General features: G+C 36.6%; 26 protein-coding genes. 13 read left to right on the plus strand and 13 right to left on the minus strand.

The features are described from left to right. Nucleotides 1-88 precede the first annotated feature (88 nt). A complete protein-coding gene (locus ABMA70_RS04715) occupies nt 89-862 on the plus strand; it encodes a hypothetical protein (RefSeq protein ID WP_103216676.1) in 774 nt (257 codons plus the stop codon). 36 nt (nt 863-898) lie between these two features. On the opposite strand, the gene ABMA70_RS04720 is transcribed toward ABMA70_RS04715, so the two are convergent. Next, nucleotides 899-1225, minus strand: coding sequence for a hypothetical protein (locus ABMA70_RS04720; protein ID WP_103216675.1), 327 nt, complete (start codon nt 1223-1225; stop codon nt 899-901). 184 nt (nt 1226-1409) lie between these two features. On the opposite strand from ABMA70_RS04720, the gene ABMA70_RS04725 reads away from it, so the two are divergent. Both ABMA70_RS04725 and ABMA70_RS04730 read left to right on the plus strand, forming a co-directional pair. Continuing rightward, a complete protein-coding gene (locus ABMA70_RS04725) occupies nt 1410-2564 on the plus strand; it encodes a phosphatase PAP2 family protein (protein ID WP_392991271.1) in 1155 nt (384 codons plus the stop codon). A 99-nt stretch (nt 2565-2663) separates the two neighbouring features. After that, on the plus strand, nt 2664-3611 hold the full coding sequence (locus ABMA70_RS04730) for a hypothetical protein (RefSeq protein WP_103216673.1): 948 nt from the start codon (nt 2664-2666) through the stop codon (nt 3609-3611). Here the strand turns inward: ABMA70_RS04730 and ABMA70_RS04735 are convergent. The 3 genes from ABMA70_RS04735 to ABMA70_RS04745 form a co-directional block, all read right to left on the minus strand. Beyond that, nucleotides 3608-4174, minus strand: coding sequence for a GNAT family N-acetyltransferase (locus ABMA70_RS04735; protein ID WP_392991269.1), 567 nt, complete (start codon nt 4172-4174; stop codon nt 3608-3610). The genes ABMA70_RS04730 and ABMA70_RS04735 overlap by 4 nt on opposite strands. Nucleotides 4175-4267: 93 nt before the next feature. Beyond that, the gene (locus tag ABMA70_RS04740) at nt 4268-4861 is read right to left on the minus strand and encodes an OmpW family protein (protein ID WP_392991267.1); all 594 of its coding nucleotides are present in this window, start codon (nt 4859-4861) and stop codon (nt 4268-4270) included. Between the two features lie 129 nt (nt 4862-4990). Further along, entirely contained in the window at nt 4991-5446 is a 456-nt protein-coding gene (locus ABMA70_RS04745; protein ID WP_103216671.1) for a hypothetical protein, read from the minus strand. 185 nt (nt 5447-5631) lie between these two features. Between ABMA70_RS04745 and ABMA70_RS04750 the strand changes: the two genes are divergently transcribed. After that, complete coding sequence (locus ABMA70_RS04750; RefSeq protein ID WP_392991265.1) at nt 5632-7806, plus strand: OsmC domain/YcaO domain-containing protein; 2175 nt, start codon at nt 5632-5634, stop codon at nt 7804-7806. A 46-nt stretch (nt 7807-7852) separates the two neighbouring features. Continuing rightward, on the plus strand, nt 7853-8398 hold the full coding sequence (locus ABMA70_RS04755) for a glutathione peroxidase (protein WP_103216669.1): 546 nt from the start codon (nt 7853-7855) through the stop codon (nt 8396-8398). A 12-nt stretch (nt 8399-8410) separates the two neighbouring features. Here the strand turns inward: ABMA70_RS04755 and ABMA70_RS04760 are convergent, their stop codons facing one another. The 4 genes from ABMA70_RS04760 to ABMA70_RS04775 form a co-directional block, all read right to left on the minus strand. Further along, entirely contained in the window at nt 8411-9103 is a 693-nt protein-coding gene (locus ABMA70_RS04760; RefSeq protein WP_392991263.1) for a transglutaminase family protein, read from the minus strand. Nucleotides 9104-9141: 38 nt separating this feature from the next. Continuing rightward, nucleotides 9142-9828: a helix-turn-helix domain-containing protein gene (locus tag ABMA70_RS04765; RefSeq protein WP_392991261.1), complete on the minus strand. Its 687-nt coding sequence runs from the start codon at nt 9826-9828 to the stop codon at nt 9142-9144. 40 nt (nt 9829-9868) lie between these two features. Next, complete coding sequence (locus ABMA70_RS04770) at nt 9869-11446, minus strand: methyl-accepting chemotaxis protein (protein ID WP_392991259.1); 1578 nt, start codon at nt 11444-11446, stop codon at nt 9869-9871. Between the two features lie 98 nt (nt 11447-11544). Then, a complete protein-coding gene (locus tag ABMA70_RS04775; RefSeq protein ID WP_392991257.1) occupies nt 11545-11958 on the minus strand; it encodes a hypothetical protein in 414 nt (137 codons plus the stop codon). An 82-nt stretch (nt 11959-12040) separates the two neighbouring features. Between ABMA70_RS04775 and ABMA70_RS04780 the strand changes: the two genes are divergently transcribed. The 3 genes from ABMA70_RS04780 to ABMA70_RS04790 are packed head-to-tail and all read left to right on the plus strand — an operon-like array spanning nt 12041 to nt 13645. After that, on the plus strand, nt 12041-12931 hold the full coding sequence (locus ABMA70_RS04780; RefSeq protein WP_103216664.1) for a LysR family transcriptional regulator: 891 nt from the start codon (nt 12041-12043) through the stop codon (nt 12929-12931). A gap of 32 nt (nt 12932-12963) precedes the next feature. Continuing rightward, on the plus strand, nt 12964-13275 hold the full coding sequence (locus ABMA70_RS04785; protein ID WP_103216663.1) for an NGG1p interacting factor NIF3: 312 nt from the start codon (nt 12964-12966) through the stop codon (nt 13273-13275). 22 nt (nt 13276-13297) lie between these two features. Then, complete coding sequence (locus ABMA70_RS04790) at nt 13298-13645, plus strand: 4a-hydroxytetrahydrobiopterin dehydratase (protein WP_392991255.1); 348 nt, start codon at nt 13298-13300, stop codon at nt 13643-13645. On the opposite strand, the gene ABMA70_RS04795 is transcribed toward ABMA70_RS04790, so the two are convergent. Together ABMA70_RS04795 and ABMA70_RS04800 are read right to left on the minus strand one after the other, a co-directional pair. Then, entirely contained in the window at nt 13631-14710 is a 1080-nt protein-coding gene (locus ABMA70_RS04795; RefSeq protein WP_103216661.1) for a hypothetical protein, read from the minus strand. The genes ABMA70_RS04790 and ABMA70_RS04795 overlap by 15 nt on opposite strands. An 18-nt stretch (nt 14711-14728) precedes the next feature. Beyond that, nucleotides 14729-15817, minus strand: a complete 1089-nt coding sequence (locus ABMA70_RS04800) for a GNAT family N-acetyltransferase/peptidase C39 family protein (protein ID WP_103216660.1) — start codon at nt 15815-15817, stop codon at nt 14729-14731. A gap of 82 nt (nt 15818-15899) precedes the next feature. On the opposite strand from ABMA70_RS04800, the gene ABMA70_RS04805 reads away from it, so the two are divergent. Beyond that, the gene (locus tag ABMA70_RS04805; RefSeq protein WP_392991253.1) at nt 15900-17387 is read left to right on the plus strand and encodes a RimK family protein; all 1488 of its coding nucleotides are present in this window, start codon (nt 15900-15902) and stop codon (nt 17385-17387) included. Here ABMA70_RS04805 and ABMA70_RS04810 read toward each other — a convergent pair. After that, on the minus strand, nt 17371-17958 hold the full coding sequence (locus tag ABMA70_RS04810; protein ID WP_392991251.1) for a YkgJ family cysteine cluster protein: 588 nt from the start codon (nt 17956-17958) through the stop codon (nt 17371-17373). The two genes, ABMA70_RS04805 and ABMA70_RS04810, sit on opposite strands and share 17 nt — an antisense overlap. A gap of 163 nt (nt 17959-18121) precedes the next feature. On the opposite strand from ABMA70_RS04810, the gene ABMA70_RS04815 reads away from it, so the two are divergent. Then, nucleotides 18122-19483 (plus strand): family 14 glycosylhydrolase, encoded by a 1362-nt coding sequence (locus ABMA70_RS04815; protein WP_392991250.1) that lies wholly within the window; start codon nt 18122-18124, stop codon nt 19481-19483. On the opposite strand, the gene ABMA70_RS04820 is transcribed toward ABMA70_RS04815, so the two are convergent. Continuing rightward, the gene (locus ABMA70_RS04820; protein ID WP_392991248.1) at nt 19467-20786 is read right to left on the minus strand and encodes a S1 family peptidase; all 1320 of its coding nucleotides are present in this window, start codon (nt 20784-20786) and stop codon (nt 19467-19469) included. The genes ABMA70_RS04815 and ABMA70_RS04820 overlap by 17 nt on opposite strands. A 175-nt stretch (nt 20787-20961) precedes the next feature. On the opposite strand from ABMA70_RS04820, the gene ABMA70_RS04825 reads away from it, so the two are divergent. Then, on the plus strand, nt 20962-21612 hold the full coding sequence (locus ABMA70_RS04825) for a thermonuclease family protein (protein WP_392991246.1): 651 nt from the start codon (nt 20962-20964) through the stop codon (nt 21610-21612). On the opposite strand, the gene ABMA70_RS04830 is transcribed toward ABMA70_RS04825, so the two are convergent. Beyond that, entirely contained in the window at nt 21613-22545 is a 933-nt protein-coding gene (locus ABMA70_RS04830) for a hypothetical protein (RefSeq protein ID WP_392991245.1), read from the minus strand. It abuts the gene before it with no gap. A 76-nt stretch (nt 22546-22621) separates the two neighbouring features. Between ABMA70_RS04830 and ABMA70_RS04835 the strand changes: the two genes are divergently transcribed. Both ABMA70_RS04835 and ABMA70_RS04840 read left to right on the plus strand, forming a co-directional pair. Then, nucleotides 22622-23404 (plus strand): BtpA/SgcQ family protein, encoded by a 783-nt coding sequence (locus ABMA70_RS04835; protein ID WP_392991243.1) that lies wholly within the window; start codon nt 22622-22624, stop codon nt 23402-23404. Beyond that, nucleotides 23404-24186: a PfkB family carbohydrate kinase gene (locus tag ABMA70_RS04840; protein WP_392991241.1), complete on the plus strand. Its 783-nt coding sequence runs from the start codon at nt 23404-23406 to the stop codon at nt 24184-24186. The genes ABMA70_RS04835 and ABMA70_RS04840 overlap by 1 nt, the downstream gene beginning before the upstream one ends. Nucleotides 24187-24315: the final 129 nt, after the last annotated feature.

Genomic DNA, 24315 nt, shown 5'->3' on the forward strand with positions numbered 1-24315 from the left:
CATACAATTTTGATATACACAAAATACTTTTATATTATTTCAATATATAAATATTTCTTGTTATCAATGGCCAACAAGGAGAAATTGTATGAAAACTGTGTGTAAAAATCTTATTTCTATTTTTTGTATTACTCTTACTGCCAATACAACTATGGCAACTCAAATTAACTATAATACATTCACGAAACTATTTTGTAGTGATGATGTTTCAGGTCACACTTATAGCGTATCACTTCTAGACTATAAGCCTAATACGACATATATCCTGGAAAATAGCGGTAATAGATCATACAAAGGTCACGGCGCAGTTAGATCGATAGAAGACGGCGAAATGGTGATTTATTCAGAGGAATCAGATTTTGGAATCGCATATCCTATCAATGACTTAAGTGGTGCCTACTATTTCGATGGTGGGGACAGCCGTGCTATTGAATGTAACTTCTTTGATGAAAGAAATATAAAAAGAATGAAGCTACCAAAGAAGCTTAAATTTCTAAAAAAACATCGAAATGTCGATGCTTATATTACTGATCTAAAAGTTGGCGGCCTAGAGATCATTCAAGAAATTTTTGAACATAAAGTTGTTAATATGGGCGATTGGTATCCAGTTAAAGTCGATAAAGAACAGCAAAAGAAGGTACTTTATACACTTGATAAGCATATTCCAAAATTTAGTAAGCTAGTCGATGATATCAACAATTCAGGTATTCAATTTGTAGGCCTTTTATTCGGAAGAGATTGGTATTACGCCAATGGTGAAATTGCTTTCATTCTAAGACATGAAAATAAACTATTTCTTGCTCATTTCGAATTTGATAGTGATATAAGATTTGGAGATAAAGATCTTGATTATATTTATTAAAAGCAAAAGGGAGCATGAAGCTCCCTTTTTATATTCTTAGTAACAATAAGCATTTTGAGTAAGTAGAACTTTCTTAGTATCTACTAAATAAACCATTTCCTGCTCACATTCTGTTTTTACAGGAACATAAATTTGCTCACCTTCATCGTAAAAAACATCTGTCGTTTCTTCAGTCCAAAGCACGTTAAAGAAAACCTCTTTATCTTCTGCACTACTATTTGAGTAGTAAACATAAGCTTTTGGTCCAAAATATGATTTTGCAGTTTCTTCTACTGCCTTCTTTGCCTTAGCAATAACAGAGTTAGAAACAGGTGATGCAACTGCAGATAGAGATAGCATTGCTACCAGTAATAATTTTTTCATCGAATTCTCCTCATAAGTTTTTGTCTAAATAGCAAGCTTTCTATTTAGTCGTCCATGAGTTTTCTAAGGTATGTAATTTATTCTTCTAAATATTTTAATAACTTACTAGTGTCTATTTTTTAGTCTGCCCTATGATTAATTACACTTATGAAGCTTTTTTTACAGTTTCAGCTATATTGGCCTCATGAAAAATATAAAGAAAATAATTACAAATGGTCTAATCCTATCAACTCTCGTATCGAGTGCTATGGCACAAGAGAATCTCTACTTCTGGGAACAGAAGTCATTCAATCCACTACAGGAGAACTGCGAGTGGCGTTATGAAGGCTGTGTCTCAGTAGACGAAAATCAAATTGATATGCGCTCTCAAGCAAAGCGAATGCTTGATGAAATCTACAGCTGTAAAAATACAATTCAAGGCTGTAGTGAAGAAGAGCAAAGAAATATCGATGAAATGGAAGGAATTAAAGGAAGAATTGGAAACGAAACTATTCGTGGCGGGATGAATCCTAAAGAGTTCTCTGAATTCCTAAGAAAATACGACCCTAGTGATAACAAGAAGGGCTACTTCATACCACTTGGTCTAAGTGACAAAGAAGCACTTATGTTAGCAGCATCAACATCACTGGGCCTTGTAATGTTTGCATCAGATGAAGAAACGATGGACTTCATTCAAGACCACAAAAATGGATTTACTGAAAAGTTAGTATACCCAACAAATAACCACGAACGCCTGATCATGGGCGGAGCTGCCGCAGGTTCTTACTTTATGGGTGTAGTGCTTGAAGATGGAAAGTTAAAGAAAGCAGGACTTTATGTTGTAACGTCACAAATTGCGACACAAATTGTAACGGAGGGCTTTAAGAAAACTTTCGGTCGTCAAAGACCTAATAAAGACCTTGGTGCCTATGAATTTGGAACTGAAGGGAAATCATTCATCTCTGGACACTCCTCAGGTGCATGGTCATTTGCGACAGTATTTGCAGAAATCTACAAAGATAATAAAGTTGTGCCATACCTTGCTTATGGTGTTGCGGCGCTAACATCTTACGGCCGTCTACACGATCGAAAGCACTGGCTATCAGATGTATTTGCAGGGGCCATCGCAGGTCATCTCATTACAAAGCTTGTTATCAGAATGCATGAAAGTGATGATAGCCAAGGTGGACTAATGGTTTTTCCAAGCTGGAATGCTGAATCAGGAACATTCATGGTTAATTTTGAATGGACTCCTAAGAGAAAAAATTCACAGGGTGAATTCAAATGTAAAAAGATGCCTGAAGGAAAAGAAAAAATCCGCGCATGTATCTATGAAGCTTACTTAAGATCACAAAACTAAATCTGAGGCCAGCATAGCTGGCCTTTATACGTATAAATTTTATCGAGTAACTATGATAAATTTTGATATCCCCCTATAATCAGGCGAATTGGAGATATTATGAAAAAGTTGAAATCCCTAGCTCTACTAGCTCTTATTGGAATTAGTGCACAAGCTCAAGCGGCCCGTATCTGGTCATCAATCCCTTTTGTAAGAGGAGCGGATCTGTGTGCTTATAAGCAAGCCTACTCACAAACTCGAACTGAGTATATGAGTGAGATGACTGGCCTTGCCTCAGAGCTTATGCAATCTGGAGCAAAAGGTAGTGAAGCGCTACAGATGCTTGTTACTTTCGATGCTTTATATGACAAGAACGTAAGACTAGCGACTCAACATAAGTATCTTGATGTAACTCTTGAAAATACACTAAAGGCTTACTTTGATGGTTACTACCGTGATTTTCCAGTAGTTGATAGAAAACTAGAATTCGTCCAAATGAATAATATTCGATATATTTTTAATTCAATCAACAATGGTCAAAGGCCTGGTTGGATTCCTGATAATGCTGGTGCACTTGTTGATTACATGGCCTATGGATCATACTCTTTTGCTCCAAACTGTCGCGGAAATATTCAAGTAACTCTTACTCTTGTAGGCTCAGATGGTTCTACTAAAAACTATCAAGGAATTGGGCAACCTTCTGTTGTGATGTCTCAAATTGCTTCACGTATGTTTGAAGATTTCCAAAGAACAAAATTCCCTTCTACTCTAAGAGTAAATGGTAGAAAACTGACAATCATTGGAACGCATAATGGCTCAATCGGAAGAGTAAACTCACTAAGACAAGCAGAACAAGCTTGTGACAATATGTATGCAAGACTTCCTAATGGATCAGAGCTTGAGGCCATTGATGCCTACGGAGACTGGAACGGAGGTATTTCTATCCACCAAAATATTTGGGCCCTACGTGGCGGAAAGGTTTATCATCCAGGACTAATGAATCCGTCACCAGTGCGTGATCCATGGTCAGTAAATGCAAAAGTAATGAATTACTATTGTGTACGTTAAATTTTAAATAGTTTTTTAATATCAGTGTCGGGTTTAATTTGCCCGGCACGATAATCCATAACTCTCTTTCTCTTCTCATTGAAATAGTGATGAAGATGAATGAGAACACCAAATTTATCATCTAGTTCCATTTTAGAAATAAGAAATCCGGCCTTAAGCTTTGGAATAATAACGGCATTATTAGTAGCGCAGTGGCGAGAGTAGACCATCTGAAATCCTTCTGCTTCAAGGATTGCGAGAGTCTTATCAAGCATGGCACCGTACACACCGTGTCGTCGATACTCAGGAAGAACTGCAGAGTTACACATATAGTAAGTGGTACTATTTTCTTGAAATCCCCAACTCCAGCCGATGAAATTCTCATCTTTATCGAATGCCGCAAGACAAAGTTGATATGGACTCCCCATATTCTCTTTTAGTCTTTTGATATTAGTTAATTCTTCCTCTGAGAGAATATCCCAAAGAACATAACTATGGTCTTCTTCAAAGACTGCTTCTTTGTGTGCCTGATAATACTTATCAAATTCTTTGCCTTCTAAGATTCTAATTTCAAATTCCATCATAGAAAAATGATACAGGAAATATTAACGGGTGCAAATCATTTGAGAGAATTTAAAGAGGAGGCTACGCCACATAGCCTCCCCCATTTTAGAGTTTTAGAATCTAAAACCAATACCGATACCAACAAGGAGAGGATCGATATCAACTTCAGCATTCACAACTCCAGCCCCAGTATCAACTGTTGCATCTGTTTGTAAGTAAAGTTTTTTTACGTCAAAGTTTAGATACATATTTTGTGCAACCTTGATATCTGTACCAAGCTGTAATGCATATCCAAATGAATCATCGTACTTTGTTGAGGCCATGTCTCCAGGAACTTCTCCATAAAAGATTGTGTAGTTGATCCCTGCTCCTACATATGGTTTAAACATACCCAAATCCATATGGTACTGAGCAAGTAATGTTGGAGGTAGAAGAGAAACACTTCCAAGGCTTCCTGTTCCGTTAAGATTTACATCATGAGTTGCTGTTGCAAGAATTAATTCAACAGCAAAGTTTGGATGGAAGAAGTAAGAGAAATCGACTTCAGGTACTGATTCGTTATTAATTGCAATATTACCACCGATATTATCACTAACATCAGGGCTTACACCTAGCGCTCTAACACGCACCATCGCGTTTTCCTGCGCGAATGAAAAAGAATTGAACATTAAGAAAAATAGAATTGAAATGATTGATGTTTTTTTCACAAAAACTCCTTGTGTATTTTTTTTATAATAAAAAAGTAACAAAAGAGTTTTTAATTTTTTATGAGACAGATCAGAGATAAAAATAAAAATAAAAAAAAGCCTACTTTTGTAGGCTTTATTTTCTGTTTATTAGTAATAGATTCCCCATAGTTTCATGAATGCATGATCTGAATCATCAAACAGTGGCCACCAACCTTGTGAGCCTAATTCTTCACCTGTTTCATAATCGATTGTATGGTTGATCCAACCTGTTGGCTCAGGTCCAACAAAACGACGAAGAACAATTCTTCCATCAACAATATAATCAGAACGATGATACGTTACTGTAAAAACTGATCCATCTGCTTTTTTTCTAAAGAAACGAATAACTTCACGATCAGTTATGTCGTCACCTAAATTCCACATAATCGTAGTGTCACCAAAATCTTTGGCCTTATACCAATCACCTACTAAGTAATCATGCTTCAATAGCAAAACGATTGAACGGAAATCTTGATATTCAGTCATTAGAGTTTTAGCATCTGGGTGGTTATAACCAAAAACAAGGCAAGGCAGCATTGCCAGCATTAGAATGATAGATTTCATTAACTTCTCCTTTAAATTGCACGGCCATTTTTGCAATAAAGTCCACAAAATGGCAACAATTGGCAACTTAAGAAAGTTAAATTTATTTATTTTCACATACTTACAATGAGATAAATAGCAGTAATTCTTATACGGTTAAAGAAGGATAGGGCCATAACATACTTATTTATGGTAGTTATAGCGCCATGCAAGTAAACGTAAAATACCTCGACAATCTAAAAATCGAAGCAAGCTTCGACGACTTTAAAATCATCTCAGACCAGCCTGTTCGCTACAAAGGTGACGGGACAGCTCCTGGCCCATATGACTATTTCCTCGCATCCTCTGCCATGTGTGCAGCCTACTTTGCGAAGGTCTATTGTAATAGTCGTGATATTCCAACTGATGATATTCGTATCAGTCAGCAAAATATTGTGGATCCTGACAATCGCTATAAGCAATCATTTGTCATTCATGCAGAACTTCCCGCTACGATTTCTGAAAAAGATAAGAAAGGGATTCTAGCATCAATGGAGCGCTGTACAGTTAAGCGAGTCATCCAAAATGAAATCGATTTTAAAATAGAAGCAAAAGAAGTTTTAGGAAACGATGTTAAGCTTGAATATGAAGTTGAAAACACTAAAACGATGATTCCAGGCAAAGATTGTTCTCTTGAAGAGACAATCGCTAATATGACTGAACTTCTTGCAGGACTAGGGATTAAAATTGAAATCGCTTCTTGGCGTAACCAAGTCCCACACGTTTGGTCTGTCCATATTAGAGACGCAGACTCTCCAATGTGTTTTACAAATGGTAAGGGTGCCACAAAAGATGCGGCCCTTGCATCTGCTCTTGGGGAATACCTTGAGCGCATCAGTACAAATTATTTCTACAGTGATTACTATCTTGGTGAAGAAATCGCAAATGCAGACTTTGTTCACTACCCTAATGAGAAATGGTTTGAGATTCCAGAAGATGACTCTTTACCACTAGGGCTTATGGATGAAACACTTATCTGTGCCTATGATAACGATGGAGAGCTTTCAGCATCACATTTAGTTGATACGAACTCAGGAAATTATGAGCGCGGTATTTGTGCTCTTCCATATGAAAGGCAATCAGATGGAAAGACTGTTTATATACCGGCTAACCTTATTGCAAACCTTTTTGTAAGTAATGGGATGAGTGCTGGAAATACAAAATATGAAGCCCGCGTACAATGTCTTTCTGAAATTTTTGAAAGAGCTGTAAAAAAACAAATCATTGTTGATGAAATTACTCTTCCTGATGTACCCAAATCAGTATTAGAAAAATACCCAACGATTATGGAAGGTATAAACAAGCTTGAAGAAGCAGGTTTTCCAATCGTTGTTAAAGATGCTTCACTTGGTGGAAAATTTCCAGTTATGTGTGTCACTCTTATGAACCCTAGAAATGGTGGCGTCTTTGCTTCTTTTGGTGCGCACCCTCGTTTTGAGGTTGCTCTTGAGAGATCACTTACTGAACTTCTCCAAGGACGAAGTTTTGAAGGAATGAATGATACATTCCCTCCAACATTTAATGAATTTGCGATCAAAGAGCATAATAATATTGTTGATCACTTTATTGATTCAACAGGTATCATTTCTTGGCGTTTCTTTGCAGGAAAGCCGCAGTATGAATTTAATGAATGGAATTTTTCTGGAACAACTCAAGAAGAATATGACTACCTGATGGGGATTTTAAAAGAGCTCGAAAAAGAAGTATATATTGCTGACTACAATGAACTTGGAGCAGCGGCTTGTCGAATCTTGGTACCTAATTATTCTGAAATCTATCTTCCAGAAGACCTTATTTGGGATAACCACAATCAGGCACTAGACTACAGAGAAGCGATTTTAAACCTACACGCACTTGATGAAGAGGATTTGTCAGAGTTAGTTGGTCAACTTGAAGAAAGTTCTCTTGATAACTATATGCCTGTATCAGAACTAATTGGTGTGGCATTTGACGAAAGTACGGTTTGGGGACAATTAGTAATTGGCGAGTTAAAAGCACTTACATACCTTGCATTAAAACAATTTGATGATGCAAAAGAGCTAGTAGAAATGCTTGGTACGTTTAATGACAATACAATTGAGCGAAGACGTTTTTATCAAGTATTAAATATTGCACTTGATATTGAACTTGGCGACGATCTTGAGATGAAAGATTATATTGAAAACCTAACTCGTATGTACGGGCCAGATCTGATGAAGCGAGTGAATAAAACCATAACAGGTGAAAATCGTTTCGACGGATTAACTCCAACAAGTATGAATCTTGAAGGAATCGATAAGCATCTTAAGTTAATTGAAAGTTATAAAAAGCTTCAATTGGCACGCCACAACTTTCTTAAATAAATCTTTATGGTAACCTCTTATAGAAAATCTTTAGGAGGTTACCAATATGAGTACAAATCTAAATACAATTCAATTTAAAGATGCAAAAGGTCTTACAAAGACGATCCCTGACTTTAATGCAAAAGCATATCTCATCGTTAATGTTGCTTCAAAATGTGGCCTAACACCACAATATGAAGGATTACAGAAATTATATTCTGAATACAAAGACAAAGGACTTGAGATTCTGGCATTCCCAGCAAATGAATTCCTTGGACAAGAACCTGGAAGCAATGAAGAAATCCAGCAATTCTGTTCTCTTGAGTACAACGTGACATTTCCAGTAAATGAAAAGATCATTGTTAAAGGTGAAGGTCAACATCCTCTATACAAGGCCCTTACTGAAACAAAAAAAGATGCTGTAAGAAATGATAAGCCTGACTTTGAGCAACTTCTAACTAGTAAAGGACTTATCACAGGCCAAGAGCATGATATTCACTGGAACTTTGAAAAGTTTCTTCTAAATTCGAATGGTGAAATTGTAGAGCGCTACTTTCCTGATATTGCTCCAACTGATGAAAAAATCACTTCAAAGTTAAATGAAATTTTATAAGTAAGACCTGCGTTAAGCAGGTCTATTTCTTATGTCACTAACATTTTTATTCATCAAGAAGCGAATAAAATATTTATAGAAGAATTTTTTTATTCCTTTAGGGTTTGTTCCATATTTTTGATAAAACTCATCTGGAGTTTCATATAATCCCAAATCTCTTACGATCCCTTCCTTTTGAATATAAGTTGAGTTTCCACCTTTCCAATCGACTTCAGGATTCTGTAAATCTTTACAAGCAACTCCGTAGCCACAAAACGAACGAACATCCTTTCCGGCCATCTTTTGAATAGCTGTCAGATAGTCTATATCGAGGATAAAACCTTCAAGATTACACCATTTTCCTTGATACTTAACTTCGACCCAACTATGAAGAATTTCACGAGGAGCGATTGCATAAAAAAATCCTGTAACTGCTCCGTATTGTAGTTTTTTGTCAATCGTAAAACCATGAAGCCTATTCTCAATCCCACAGGAAGTCAGTAAACTCATCAGTAGTGTTGCCTTGGTATTGCACTGGCCGTAGCCGTCACGTAATACTTGAGATGCTGTAATATCATCACTTGAGTTATAGCCAAAATTAATCTCATCTCTAACATAACGGTAGCAAGCTCCTATGATTTGAGATTCGTCTCGAGAAAGCTCTAGAATTTCATCTTTCAATTTGATTATATCGGGGTGATTAAGATCGAGTAACTTTGATTTCATATATTCTCCTTAAGAAGATAATACGAATCTTGGATATTTTATTCTTGTATAAACTGGCTATTTTTAAAAATTTCTTTTGGTGAAAGACCAAAACTTTGTTTAAAAAACTTTGAGAAATGTGCAGAATCACTAAAGCCAGCAGCGATGGCAACATCCGTAATATTTCGACCTTCTGCTTGGGCATCAACCGCCCTCTTAAGCTTTTGCCAAAGAATATACTTTCTAAATGTTACACCAACCTCTTCTTTAAATAGATGTAAAAGGCGACTTTCCGAAAGTGCAAGCGAGTTTGCAAAATCCTTTAACTTTACTTCATCAAGGTTCTCATAATCTTTAATCATTTGAAATAACTTGATAATTCTCTCATCCAATTCTTTATTAGATATTAGGCCAAGTTGTTTAAGAAAGCTTTCAACACTCTTACGATTGATCGTTTCAAGTTTTAGAACTCTAGTATCAATATGTTCAACATCAAGTTTGAAGCTGGCTTCTTCATCAATTAGAATCGTTAAATTGTGGCAACTCTCACTTAGGAATCTGTGCTTTATTAAAGAAGGCAGGTAAATAAATCTCTTTTCAAACACGCCTTCTTCCGTCTCATATTTTAAAGCACAAGAATCTAGGGAGAAAGACAACTGTTGAGCAATATGAGAATGAAACTCAACATTTAGTGATTCGGATTCAATTACAGTGAAATAGTCAAAGAGATAAATTTTTCGATTCATGGCCCTATTATAAGGGCCATTTGAATCAATTACTAGCTTGTTATGCTGCGATTTTTTCTAATTTCTCAACTGCTGTTTTAATTTGTTCACTCTTCTTAACTAGATCTTCAACTTCACGAGCTGAAGACTCCTGTGAACTCTTTAGCTGCCATTGCGACTCATTTAGAGTATTAATCGAAGTATTAACATCTGCGATACCATTTTCTTGTTCAGAAAGAGCACCTAGGATTTCATTACACATACTTGAGGACTCCATTGACTGACCAACCAACTCTTCAAGAGCATCACGACAATCGGCCATTAACTTTTGCCCTTCGAGCAAATCTTTCTCTGTTACTTGAACGAGATTTTCAACAGTCTTTGTCGTCATATCAGTTAACTCTTTCACTCGACGAGTTGATTCATCAATAATTGTAGCGATCTCAATTGCTGACTCTCCACTAACCTTAGCAAGTCCCCCAATTTCTTCTGCCACAACACTAAATCCCTTTCCGTGCTCTCCAGCTCTTGCAGCCTCGACCGAAGCATTGAAAGATAAAAGCTTTGTTTGAAAAACGATATCACTAATAACTTCAGTCTTTTCTTGAATATCATTGATTGTATTCGAGATATCATTTAACTGAACACTATTGTCTCTAATGACTTGAATTACCTCTTCGTTATCTTTTTTGATGATATCAAAAGACTGCACAAGTCTTAGAATTTTTTCTTTAGACTCATTTGAAATATTTGCTGTATGTTTAGCAAGACCACTTGATCGATCAGCATTGTCTCTTGTTGAATCAACCATAGACTTTATTTCAGTGATGGCCGCAGCAACATTATCCACAGAGTCAGTTTGCTTACTTGAAACATCAAGAATTTGTCTCGAACTAGAGTTAATATTATTAGCGATTCTCTCTAGCTCTACATATTCTTGTTTAAGGTTTCTAATGACTGACTTAATTGGAGCAATGAAATTTGCATACATTGAGTGCGCATTCCATAAAGAAAGGCCAAGAGCAATAGCAACACAAATCATAAGTCCAATTAGAGAGCTCTTTTTAGCTTCAAAAACTGCGACATTAACATCATCTAGATAGACACCTGTTCCAATTACCCAACCCCATGGTTCGAAATATTTGATATAAGATGTTTTTTCAATTACATCACCTTCTTTCTTTCGAGCACGATAATAAGTTAGTTGGCCTTCCCCTTTTTCAAGACCAATCTTTAGAAATTCCTTATAAAGAAATGTTCCCTTACCGTCTTGATACTTGGCCATATTATTTCCAACTTTATATGGGTCTGCACCATGAGCAACAACATTAAGATTCTTATCACTTACAAAGAAATAATTCTTTCCATCAAAACGTAGCGCCTGAAGAAGGTTTTTAGCATGAAGCTTTGCTTGTGCTTCTGTAATCTTCCCCTCTTGTGATTCATCATAAAGATACTTAACCATACTATATGCATTATGTATCGCAACCTTTACGCTTTCATTCTTTCCAATGCGTGCTGTTGAGTTAATTGCCGGAAGTGTTACAGCAAATAATAGAACGACAAAAACTGCTGAAGACAAAACAGAATAAACTGACGCAGAAAAGAAGTACTTGATTCTCTCTCTTAGACTAACCATTAGATTTCCTCCTAAATACCTCTTACTCCTCGTCAGTTTACAAAACAAATTAATGAACCAAACTCAATTATTTTTATGATATTGGTCAGGATTTACCTTTAATATGAATGACAGTTTTCAAAGACGATCTGCTCTTCATCATAAAGTGATAACTCAACTCTTCTGCCCTCAATTACAACTCTTCCAATTTCTAACTCACCTTTATCTGTACTCGTATAAATGTGGGCTTCCTGTGAATTATAAAATTCGATCCTTCCCTTCGCTAATACTTGTGTACCGAAAGGAGGCCATCCACATCTTCCTCCTGAAGGCATGCCTAACTCTTTAGTGAAGCTAAACTGATTATTCTCGTAAAAAAAATTGAAAAAAGATGGCCAACATCCTACTGCCGCAGCAGAAGCACTCTTGCAAAATAGATTTTCTGGTGCCTCTTGGGCATTGGCCTTCATTCCAAATGTTGTCCCTATAGACATAAGAAGAGTTAGTTTTAATATCAATAATTTCAAATACATATATTCCTCCCTTTCTGATGAAGGCAATATACAAAAGTAATCTATTGAATAAAAGTGAATATTATTATATCTTTGGTAACTTATGGATACCAATAAAATTAGACATTTCAAATCGCTTGTACAGACCAAAAATATGAGAGAAGCCGCGCAAATTCTTGGGATATCTCATGCAGGGCTTTCAAAATCAATCAAAAGTTTGGAGCAAGAGCTTGGTGTTGATCTCATTACAAAAGACGGGCGTGGTATAAAAATCACACAGGCGGGATTGCGAATTGCCCAAGAGATTGATCGACTATTACTAGAGGAAGAAAGGCTTTTACAACTGGCCAATCAAGAACAAATTAAAGTTGAAACAATTTGTCGGATTGGTACCTTTGAAGTTTTTTCTACTTACTTAGCACCAGATATCATGACTCAACTTGGTGACGATATACAAGTTGAAATTCGTGAGTTAACACCTGGAAAAATTGAAGAAGCTATTATCAATGGTAATGTTGATTACGGACTGACTTATATTCCTGTACCTCATCATCAACTTGATCATTTAAATATAGGACATGTTCAAATGGGACTATATGGCACATCAAAATTCAACAAACAATATATAAGTGATAAAGTTGATTTTGATCTTTTACCTTTTGTCGCTCCTCTTACTTCTGTAAACGACACTCCGACAAGGGCACAAGGACTTGATGGATGGCCAGATGGAAGAATCAAGCGATTTATCAAATACCGTGTTAGCTTACTAGAGACCGCCTTATCAATTTCACGCTCAAGCTTAGCTGTTGGTTATTTTCCGACTTTTCTAGTCGATCTACATAATAAGAATGTTAAAAGTGAATTTAAACTTCATGAAATAAAGATTTCTAAACTTGATTCAACTAAGCAACCAATATATCTTGTAAAAAGAAAAGAAGATCAGGAAAATAGAATTACAAAAGTACTTGGTAAAGTACTACGAAAACTTAAATAGAGTAACTTGAATCAAGAATAACAAGAGGGATAATGAAAAAATTAGTTTTCTTCGTACCAAAAGCAAATGCTGAAATGGTTAAGAATGCAGTATTTGATGCTGGCGCAGGGACAATTGGAAATTACGATCGCTGCTCTTTTGAGGTTGAAGGTATTGGACAATTTAGGCCAAATCAAAACGCCACCCCACATATAGGAAGAGGTGGAGAGCTAGAAAAAGTTGTAGAGTTAAAAGTTGAAACAATTTGTCCTGATAATAAAGTAGATGAAGTAATCGCGGCATTAAGAGCGGCCCACCCATACGAAGAGCCAGCAATAGATCTCTACGACCTTATTAATTTTTAATAGATAAAATCGAGGAGTATCGATGAGCACATTAAGTGAAAAAAGCTGTATTCCATGTCAAGGCGGAGTTCCACCTCTTCCACTTGATGAAAAGCTACAACTAAAAGACCAGATTGATCCACGTTGGAGCTTTTCAAATGATAAGAAGCGCTTGTGTCTTGAACTAACATGTGAAAAGTTTGAGCAACCAATGGCCATTGCAAATGAAATAGCAAAGGTTGCGGATAAGCAGTGGCATCATCCTGATCTGTATATAAGTTTTGGAAAACTAAGAGTCGACTTATGGACACATAAGATAGATGACCTCGTGGAAAGTGACTTCATATTTGCGAGTAAAATCGATCAGATCCTAAAGTCACATAAGCTTTAAAATAATATTGTATACGAATGGTATAACTTCAATAGCAATAAGAACAATGATGACAATTTCCATCAAATGACTTTTATGGTTATTTACTTCTGCCATATACATTTGTGAAACATCAAGTAAGTTTTTTAGTTTTTGATCCACAAGAGATTGCCATTGTTCTACTTGTAAACGCTTCAAACAAATACGAAATAAGCGTGCATAGTAAATATCTCCAATAACCTTAACGGAATTCTCAATTCGATCGACAAGTTCACTTGTTTCAAAATATAACTGACTTGCATCCTTAGCTAAGACAGAAATTTTACTAAAGACAGAAGGATTTTTTTCCACGACTTGGCGATATAAACCTGAAAGTTTCTTATCAAGAAGATCATCAAAGTAGCGAAGCTCTAGGAGCTGTATATTTGCAAATTCAATAACATCACAAATATCATGTCCATCAACTTCAGAATAAACGAACGCATTATCCCAATCGATTGCCACTAGATCATCCGGTCCATACGATATCGTACAATCGATAACCGGAGCGAGCATGGCCGGACTAAGTTTTACGTTCTTTTCCATTGCTAATAACTGATAAACAAAAGAGTCTTCTAGCCAATAATCCTTATTATGATATTTTGGAGAAGTAACGAAAATACTATACTCTTCACTTTGTTCCCAAGTCTTAGGCTTAATAAGAGAATCCCCTAACGACTCCACAAAGAAGTTGATTCGTTCTCGACAGAAGTTCTCTACAGAGTCTCCCTGAGACCAATTCTCTACCCATTCAATGAGCTCCTTCTTCTCAACAAAGAAAGGGCATTCGATATCAACAGAAAAAGAAAGCGCACCATAACTCCAAAGTTTAACGGTTACAGCAACTTTCATATTTTCGATTGAATGATCTCCTAAGAAAACCACCAAAGGAGGATCTTGAAATAGCATATTTTTAGAAGGTCTATTTAAGCTAAATTTTTTTAAGATAGTAAGGCTTTTGAGCTTTTCATAAGCTTTGTCTAATTTGACTTCGTGAGCGATATCAAAAATTCGATATACTTTTAGGACACCCATTTTCTTATTCATAAGTCACCAATACCTAATTTATGGAAATAGTGAAATAACACATTTCAACTGTCCACTTCCATATTTTGCCATTTTTTCAAACTCATCAATACCTACAGGGATGTTTATATTATCGACCTTATCTTGATTATCTTTCAAATCAGGATCATTAAAATAAATAAACTCGTCATCAATATTAGTTATGACAATCCAATGCGGAACTTTCGTCTCCGTCAATCGATAGGCACTAATTAAAACTAAGGCCAATCCTCCGCCTTCTATTATCTCACGGATTTTACTGATGCCATAATTTTTAAAGTGAGTTTTTACACCTACTTCCTTGAGTTTCTTTTCAAAATTACTTTGAACTAGCTCAATCACCTGTTTTTTCTTCTTATCTCGTACTGTGTCAGTAAAAAGAGATGACTTTCTATTGATGTAAATTTCAGTTTTAAGGCCGCGATTCGCGGCTGCAAGAGCAATCCCATGAGGGCCACATCCACCATGGCCAGATGCCATATAAATGGTTGTGGCCTCACGCCATAGATCTAACTCTAACTCTTGATTAAGCTTAATTTTTGGACGTAAAAAGCGCAGTGCCATCATCAGTGCACTCGGGCCACAAGTGAAGTCTGTCGTTTGTTGATAATAAGGGATATTTCTCTTTGCCTTGAGCGGAGCTTTACGGATCCTCTTCTCATAGCAAAGAGCATCTTGATGATCCTCATAATAGTCATGTTTTATCTTAAATTCTTTATATCCTAACTTTTCATAAAGAGAAATGGCCCCCTTATTAGTGCGTTTAACCTCAAGGCGCAAATATGAACATGAGTGTTCCAAACCCACTTTCTCGGCCAATAACATAAGTTTTTTTGCCAGCCCCTGCCCTTGATGGCCTTTACTTATAGCAATTGAGTAAATACGTCCTAAAGAAGTCCCTCTGTGAAAAAGAACTAGGATATAGCCAGCAATTACCTTGTTAACAAGGATAACTTTTAAGGCCCCATGAGACTTGGTAATGGCGTACTTAAAATTCGTGGCGCTCAGGCGATCGCCATCAAATGACTCCTCTTCAATTGCAAGGAGTGCGTTCAGATCTTCTAAGGTTGCATCTCTAAAAATATGCATAAAAAACTCTCGCTTTTTTTTAATAATTTATATTATTCTTGTGTAAAAAAATATCTTTATTTTTATGTGGAGATAAAAAAAGATGGAAAAACTTGTTGTCATCGTTGACCGTCTAAAAGATTGGCAACCCTACTTCCCAACTGACCAGGTCATTACGGCCAAGGACTACTTATCAAAAGAAGAGTACCAACAACTTAAAAACTTAAGAGTTTTAAACCTTTGTAACTCTTCCAAGTACTTATCTCTTGGTTACTATACTTCCCTTATTGCCGAGGCACGAGGCCATAGGGTTATGCCAACGGTAAAGACTATTAATGATCTTTGTAAGAAGAAGCACTACACTTATGATCTCGACGAACTACAAAGCTTGGCACAAGAAGTGGCAACGAAGTATATCGACAACAAAGAGGAAGTTCGCTCAATTGCTTTTCGAGTCTTCTTTGGTGAAACCAAAGAGAAGCTCTTTAGGAATATTGGTAAGGTAATTTTTAATAACTACCCTGTCCCTATTTTTGAAGTACGCTTGGCCTTTAATAAGATTTGGAAGATTAACTCAATCGTACCTGTTCATATTTCTGATCTCAGTGAAACACAAGAGACATTCTTCGCTGACCATTTAGAGAAATTTAACAATCGTATTTGGCGTCTTCCAAATGCGAGGAAGCAATACAAATATGATTTAGCAATCCTAGTGGATGATAAAGAGAAGCTTCCTCCTAGTAACCCAGAAGCAATCAAGAAGTTCATCGAGATTGGTAATAAGAATGGACTCTATGTTGAAACAATTTCTAAGTACGACCTTGCACGAATCAACGAATTTGATGCTCTTTTTATTCGTACAACAACATCTCTAGTAAATCCTACCTATGCATTTGCAAAAACTGCTGTTGATGAAGGACTTATTGTCATTGATGATCCAAATGCTATTTTGAAGTGTACGAATAAGATCTATCTACACAACCTCTTTAAGAAGAATGGCATAAATACGATTAAGAGTGAAATTGTTAGTGACTACAACGAAGCAACACTTAACCTTCTTGTTGAAACGCTGAAGTTACCGATGGTTTTAAAGATTCCAGATGGAAGTTTTTCAATTGGTGTGACAAAAGTAGAAACTAGAGAGGAATTAAAAGAAGGCCTAAAAGACTTTCTACACAAGTCAGCTCTTATTTTAGTTCAAGAGTTCCTTTATACAGATTTTGACTGGCGAATTGGAGTGATTAACAAAAAGCCTTTCTATGCTTGTAAGTACTTTATGAGTAAGGAACATTGGCAGATCTATAATCACGCAAGTGGTGAAGAAGATAGCTCAGGAGATTCGCTGTGCTTAGCGATCGGGGATGTTCCACAATATGTAATCGATACTGCGACAAAGGCCTGTGCAAAAATTGGTGATGGACTCTTTGGTGTCGATATTAAAGATGACGGAAAGAAAGCTTATGTCGTTGAGGTCAACGATAATCCAAACCTCGATTTTGGAGTTGAAGACGAATTAATTGGCGACGAGCTTTATGAAATTGTTATCAAGCATTTCATCCATAAAATTGAAGAAACTAAGAATCTTCATTAGAATCATAAGTGTGGCCTAGCCACACTTTCTTTAAAGCTTCATAAAGCGCTTCATTAATATGCATTAACTTAGCATCTGAACTTTGTCCCAAGAGATATATTTGCTTAGCAAAGTCACCTATTACAGGTGCTTCGTTTGGGTCTAACTTCTTTACTTCCTCCGGATACGCTTCTTTTAAGCGCTTACATATACTCATTGTTTTGCCCCCGTTCTTGTCACGGTAAGCAGCTACACCAAATGAGCGACAGACTGCCGGCCTTGTTGAATAATTCATACAATAACCTTTAGTCCCATCTTCAGAGTTACGATGATAGAAGACACAAGTTTTAGAAGGAGTCCCTTCAAGTTCTTCTAACAACTCTTCAACTCTCTCAATTCCCTCGTCATTAAGTAGACGGAATGCACTAGGTAACATTTCTGAAGTTGAAGCAGATATTTCCTGACTCAAGCAACATGCTCCACACCCACTAAGGCAAGGTAGTTCCTTGGTCAATTGATAGCTAGAGAAAGTCTTTGCAGACTCTTCAAAGATTGATTCGATATGCTTAGAGATCTCTTTATTTAAATTCACAAAACCTTCAACATGTAAAAACCGAAGGCCATTCTATTCATAAAAATTTAATTGGCAATAAAATTCGACATGCAAAATCGCTTCAATAAATTCAAGAGCTTAGCGTTTAGTAATTTATACAACACAACTACTCTAGATAAATTTTCTAGAGTATAAAGCATCCATGAAAATCATAATCACTACCCTATTTCTAAGTCTTACGACGTATGCAAAAGTTTTTAATGTTATGGCCCCTCTACTTGTAGGTGATCCAAATAATTTAAACTCTGATTATTCCAAATATCAAATTGAAGACTTTAAAAGACAGTTACATGAAATAAAGGCCCTGGGGGCAACAGGTGTCAGTACAGATATTTGGTGGGGATTAGTTGAAAAAAATGATAACCAATTTGATTGGCAATACTATCAGCTCTTAAGTGACTTAATTATTCAAGCAGGTCTAAAGTGGGTTCCAATTCTTTCATTCCATCAATGTGGTGGTAATGTTGGAGATACATGTAACGTCCCTATTCCAAATTGGCTTTGGAAAAAATACGGACAAGATGCCATGTCAAAATCAGAGCAAGGTAATTACTCAAAAGAATTCTTATCTGTATGGACAACTAAAAATGCCATCGGAGAATTTTACGATGTCATGCACTCGTTTAATTATCACTTTGGTCACAAGATGAATCAAATTTATGAAATTAATATTAGCCTTGGCCCTGCAGGAGAGCTTCGTTACCCTTCTTATAACTCCCACGATTATGGCACAGGATATCCGACAAGAGGAGCAATTCAAGCCTACTCAAATCCAGCAATTGAAAGCTTTCAAAATGCAATAAAAGAAAAATATAAGAGTGTTAATGCCTTAAATAATGCGTGGGGTTTTGGATTACAAAAATTCACACAAGTTTTCCCACCAAATCCGAATTTCTTTTTTTCAAATAACGAACAGTATACTCAATATGGGAAGGATTTTTATCAGTGGTATTCTAATAGCTTAAAACAGCATGGAAAGCGCATACTATCTGCGGCCATTGACGTCTTTAGAATGCACTCACATATTCAACTAGGTTTTAAAGTACCAGGAATCCACTGGCGTGTGGCACCTGGAGGGGATCGCCTAGCAGAGTTAAACGCAGGCTTAATCTCTACAGATAATGATATTTATAGCGATAATACGGGTCATGGCTATAACCGTATCATTGGTCTTGTTAACGAACTTAAGGCCGAGAAGAGTTTTTACAATATCAACTTTCACTTCACTTGCTTGGAGATGGATAATTTTGATGGACCTACACATGCCCAAAGTTATGCTAAGGCCCTTGTGTTTTGGGTTGCTCAAGAAGCAAGTCGACAAGGAGTAAGAATTCTCGGCGAGAATGCATTGGCAGGAACTTTATACTCGCAAAGAGCATGGGATAATATCGCCGATGCCCTTTACTTTGGAAATTATGATGGTGTTACATTTCTTAGAATGGGAACAATTTTAAGCAGTGGACTAGCAAGAGACAACTTCTATCGCCTTACTCATCCACACTAACTTTTTTAAGTAGAAAGTCTGCTCTATCGTCCAAGGCTTTGTAATTTTCGCTTGAAAGCTTCCCTCCAGAAAGAGAAAGCTTTCTCACACTATCTCCGATCACAAAGTCATGATAGTAATTATTTAAATAGATCACATTTGAGCTTACACCTAAAACCATTTGATCTCGCCTTGTAATACGCATAGACTGATCTATTGTTACCTCTTCTAAGTTAGAAAAGAATCTTAAGAAATAATAATTTCCAACAATCCTCCATTTTCCTTGAATAAATTCCGCCTTACTACTAGGCTTCTCCGAATATGAAACTGTTTTAGAGAACCAAGCATTCATCGAATCACATTTAAAATTACCGATAACTCGAGAGGCATACGTATAAAGTCCCTGCCAACGAGCAATGCTTAAAGAGCTTAAATTGTCACATTCTAATTCAGATGAGTTTTCTCTTTCATTTTGTGCAAACTCAAATGGATGATAATCAAAATCAGAAGGGTTATATTCTGTTTTATTAATTACACTTTCAATCCATGCCTTATAGTCTGGTAAGAATGTATACATCCCCTTTCCTGAAGAGCAATCGAGATCCTCAACACCATCAAAAGCTGCTTTAGCATACCCTTGAGTCGCCCCAACTAAGTAAGTTTTATCATCAATCATAACCGTGGCAGGACCACCAGAGTCACCACGACAAGCTCCGTTGTCGTCTTCATAAAGTAGAATTGAACGCTCTAAAAGATTGCGCCTTATATCCATTGCTCTTACTTCAACCTTCTTGGCCCTACCAACAACTCCATTAGCATCTTGACCAAAGCCAGTAAGCTTAATCTTTCTATTTAAAACCTTATCACTTTCTGAAGGATCAAGAATTTCTATAACTTCAGCATTCTGTGGTGCTTCTTCTTCCAATTCAAGAATAGCGATATCAAAGTTATGCCCAAAGTCTCCTCTTACTGATTCGAGGTTATGCATTCTTAGCAAAGTATCCTGTGCCAAGTGGACTTCTTTAATATTAATAAATTTAGTACTGTTAGAAACAAAGGCAACTTGCATATTCTTAAAAGAAGAGCCAATCAAACAATGGGCAGCAGTAATAATGTGATTCTTGGAAATGAGGCTTCCAGTACAAAATGACTTAGCCAGATCATTTTCTTTAGTTATAGCAACCGTATATTTGAGTTCCTCTGCTTGAATCGCTAGGGACTCTCCACCAATAATGGCATTCGCTTGTGCTTTAACTTCCATCGCTCTTTGGGAACAAGAAGTAAGTGAAATTAACAGGGCAATACATAAAGGAATATTTCTCATGCAAAGAATGTAGCAAAAGAGAGCACTCGCAAGTAAAACTTCGTAAAATCTAGATAGTAATTATATGTAAAACTCTTGGCCAGTTATCGTGTTTTCAGCAAGTTAGGCACTCACCGAAGCAAGTAAATCTTATCTGGCACCTATTCATAACTACTTTATTTTATTACAAAGCATTATGACAAAAATAAAACTTCTACTCCTAGCACTTCTACAATTATCGATCTATGCCATATCCTTTGAAGGTAAGGTCCTCTATATCCATGATGGCGACACCATGACTGTTTATAGTGACTTCCTTGGCAAGAAAAAGAATATCCGCATGCTAGGAATTGATACTCCTGAAGTAGACTTTAATGGTAATACTCAAGGACAAATATCTCTTGATGCTAGAGACTATCTAAGAAGTCTTGTGCCAATTGGAAGTATGGTAACAATTGATCTTGGAAGAGATGGGGACCTTAATACTCGCCGTCTACTTGGAACAGTCTTGTATAAAGGTCAGGACATAAATTATGAGATGCTAAAATCGGGGCTAGCTGTTCCTTATTTTATCGAACCTTTTGATAAAGAAATCATGTACAAATATATGGAAATTTCTGAAAGAGTCTTTCTCGAAGAAATTGGTCTTTATGCACTAGACGTTCAGCTTCCTTACGAGTTTCGCATGAGTGTTCAAAATCGAGTTGGAACAAATTACGTTGGTGACCTTAAGACGAAAATCCTTTATTCACCTGAAGATGGCCATCTTGTACCACCTTATCGCAGACTCTTCATCCGTTCTTTTGAAAGAGCGATGCAACTGGGCTACAAATTATTTACAAATTAATTATTCACAAACGTGCCTAACAATTTCGCTTACACCATCACCTGATTCAACTTCAGTTGTGTAGATAAATTCGTTATCCTTTGGCCCGTATGCGATAGCCTCCTGTTGAGGAAGCTCTTTTGTTCTAACAATTCTAAAGTCAGTCTTTGCTTCTAATTTTCTTGAATTAAATTCCGCTAACGAATTAAATTCAATATTAAATTCGAAAACTGCCCCATAAGTTAGAACAAGTAGTGTTTTCCCATCTTTAGAGATATCCATTGCTGTCGCAATCCTTCCCCAAAGATTGTAGTTGTACAAATGAAATGGAAGATCAATAATTGCAACTTCCTTTAATTCCATTTTTTCTTCTTTCTTTACACCTTCTTGGATTTTTTCTTTTTCGATTTTGAATAGCTTCGCTGGCATTGCACGACGGTTTTCTTCATCGACAATTTTAGTTAAAATATAAATATCACCACTTGGATGAACAACCATACTTTCAGCATCGTACTTTTCTTTATTTGGATAAACTAATCTCAAAACAAATTCAGGATCAATCTCTTTGGCATCATCTTTAAGCTTTGCTTCATTAAGAGCTACGACAGAAAGGAACTTTCTCTTCTTCTTATTGTCTCCAATGTCGGCGATGTAAACACACTTTTGCTCACCACATGGACCTAGAGACATATCTTCCATATCATATGGTCGGAAATTATTGATTTTAACTTTCTTTGTATTCTTCCCTGTGAGAGTTGTCCAAAAAATCTCAGGGCCTGATCCTGAATCATTTAAGTTATACATTCGATCATCATAAATCTGAGAGATTGCAATTCCAGATGTCTCATTTAAAACAGTATTATCAAGCCTACCAATTACCTGTGGTTCAGACCATTTCTGACAAATAGCAAATGTTGAAATTGACACGAGCGCAATTGTGATTAGACGTAACATAGATCCCCCAAAATGTTGCTGGACTATTAAATCACCCGTCGTTTACTATGACAATACACATGCATGGAGAGATTAAATGCTAGACTTTAAGGCAAAACCAATAATTGCAGTTATTTACCTTCGCCCTCTACTTGGCTACCCGAGTCATCCTGGGTTAAATAAAGTCATCGACTATGCTCTAGAAGACCTTGAAGTCTTAAGAAATTGTGGAGTTGATGCTGCCCTTTTAGAAAATGAGCATGACAGACCTTATACTGTTGAGGCTTCAAAGGAAGTCATCGCAAGTATGAGTGTTGTGGCCAACATGGTTCAAAGACAAGCAGGTAACTACCCTATAGGCTCAGAGTTTTTAATCAATGATCCAGAAGCTTCACTAGCTATTGCTAAGGCCGGTGGAAACTCATTTATTCGTACAGACTACTTTGTCGATCGCATGGCACGAGAAGAATACGGTGGTGAAATGAAAATTGATCCACAAAGCTTACTTGATTATCGAAAAAAGATTGCGGCAGATGACATTCAGCTCTTAACAGATATTCAGGTTAAGTATGCGACGATGTTAGAAGAGAAGTCTCTTGCCCAATCAGCTCGAGAAGCTTATGAATACAAGAGTGCTGCCGCCGTAGTTTCTGGGCGCGAAACAGGAATTGCTCCTAGTGTTTCAGAAATAATGGAGGCAAAAGAAGGCGCACCAGATCTTCCAATCATTATTGGTTCTGGCCTTTCTCATAATAATCTAGATGAACTCTATCCTGCTCTTGACGGCGCTATCGTTGGAAGCGCGCTTATGACAGACACTCGTATGGATTATGAAAAGATTGCACCATTTATGGATATCGTAAGAAGGCTTAGACAATAATGTATACCTTCATTGGTGATGCTGGATTTGATGTATATTCAACATCAAATGAAAAATTTCTTGGAGGCTGTTCCTTAAATGTAGCAACCCACTTTAAGAGAAACTCAAATTTTAGAGCAAGCCTTATTTATCCTGCTGCAAGTGATGGTCAAGAGATCATCAGTCATTGCCAAAAAGAAGACATCCAAACTCATCCACTTGAACGAAGTGGTAAGACACCAATTCAGTTTATCGAAACCCTTGAAAGTGGAGAAAAGAATTTTACAGAATACCAATCAGGCGTAATTGAAGATTTTGCATTAACAACGCAAGAAAGGCATATGATATCTGCCCTCGAAGGCTACATCATTTGTCCATTATATACTCAGATCCTTCCATTTATTGATCAACTTATTGCTTGTTCACCTAAAGCGAAATTCATTTTCGATTTCCACGATGCGAGTGAAATTGATATTGAAAAATATCTAAAACATGCAAGTCTCGCTCAGTTCGGCTTAGTTAATGGCCATCCTCTCGAAGACTTTCTCTATGACTATGTAAAGAGTCACGAGATTGAAATTTTAATAACAAGAGGAAAAGATACGATTAGCAAGTTATCAAAAAAACAAATTGAAAACTACAACCCAATCCCATTAGAAACAGTGGTCGACTCGACCGGAGCTGGCGACGCATTCCTAGGCGCATACCTCGCCCTCAACAATATCGAAAAAGCATCTCAATATGCAAAATCTATTTTATCTGTGAGGGGCGCGGGTACCAATCGAGAATTCAAAGACTTATAGTTAAAAATTAACCAATCCAAATACAAGTGCCTAACTACTTATTAGTGGAAATCTTCATTTGTACCCGCGCCCCATTTTGAAAAATATTAATATCAAAATGAAAATAAAGTGCGCAATATCGGTGTAAGA

The sequence above is a fragment of the Halobacteriovorax sp. XZX-3 genome (assembly GCF_043196495.1).
GTDB lineage: Bacteria > Bdellovibrionota > Bacteriovoracia > Bacteriovoracales > Bacteriovoracaceae > Halobacteriovorax_A.